Source organism: Psychrobacter sp. TB55-MNA-CIBAN-0194 (assembly GCF_040309505.1).
Classification (GTDB): domain Bacteria; phylum Pseudomonadota; class Gammaproteobacteria; order Pseudomonadales; family Moraxellaceae; genus Psychrobacter; species Psychrobacter fozii.
In genome coordinates this window covers 1-268 of the sequence record NZ_JBEOOW010000351.1, presented here as the reverse complement: position 1 = coordinate 268, position 268 = coordinate 1, and the positions used below count along the sequence as shown (strand labels likewise).

At 50.4% G+C, this 268-nt stretch carries 1 protein-coding gene; it reads left to right on the top strand.

Annotation, left to right across the window (positions count from 1 at the left end; genetic code table 11):
• Positions 1-268 (top strand): oxidoreductase (locus tag AAEY75_RS15420; protein ID WP_502944437.1); only part of this gene is annotated, 268 nt, incomplete at both ends.

The window sequence follows — 268 nt, the reverse complement described above, 5'->3', positions numbered from 1 at the left end:
GGTTACGCATGGACGCCAGGCATTTATTCACCAGCCCAAATTGAAGGCTGGAAAAAAGTCACGCAGGCGGTACATGCCAAAGGCAGTATTATTTTCGCTCAGCTTTGGCACGTTGGCCGTGTGTCTCATACCAGCTTACAACCAAATCAAGCTCAGCCTATCGCTCCATCTGCTATCACTGCCACTAACGTCAAAGTATTTATTGAAACCGGTCCAGGCGAGGGCGCTTTAGCTGATCCAAGTGAGCCACGCGCACTCAGTACAGAAG